The sequence below is a fragment of the Pseudomonas sp. EL_65y_Pfl1_R83 genome (assembly GCF_963970695.1).
Lineage (GTDB): Bacteria > Pseudomonadota > Gammaproteobacteria > Pseudomonadales > Pseudomonadaceae > Aquipseudomonas > Aquipseudomonas tritici.
In genome coordinates this window covers 1-459 of the sequence record NZ_CAXAQI010000406.1, presented here as the reverse complement: position 1 = coordinate 459, position 459 = coordinate 1, and the positions used below count along the sequence as shown (strand labels likewise).

Here is a 459-nt window from a genome sequence, read left to right as displayed (position 1 = left end):
ACAGTGCCCCCGGCGCGCTGCTGCACAATCTCAAACACAACAAGGTGCTGCACGAGCGGATCATCCTGCTCACCGTCAAGATCGCGGACGTGCCCTATATCGCCGAGGGCGAGCGCTGCTCGCTGGAGGATCTGGGCGCGGGCTTTCATCGCATGATCCTGCGCTATGGTTTTATCGATGAGCCCGACGTGCCGCTGGCGCTCGCCAATGTGCATCGTTGCGGCGCTGATTTCCGGATGATCGACACCAGCTTCTTCCTGGCGCGGCAGAGCCTGTTGCCGTCGTCGCATCCGGGGATGATGATCTGGCGTGAAAAGCTGTTCGCATGGATGCTCCGCAATGCCGAGAGCGCGATGGAGTTCTTCCGCTTGCCGACCAATCGCGTAGTCGAGCTGGGCAGCCAGCTCGAGATTTGAGCGAGGTCGCGCCCATTATCGTCACCGCGCTGTTCGGGCGCAG

At 61.9% G+C, this 459-nt stretch carries 1 protein-coding gene; it reads left to right on the top strand.

The window, feature by feature from the left end:
* Window positions 1-416 (top strand): KUP/HAK/KT family potassium transporter (locus tag AACY08_RS29535; protein ID WP_339472624.1); only part of this gene is annotated, 416 nt, incomplete at its 5' end.
* Between the last annotated feature and the right edge of the window lie 43 nt (window positions 417-459).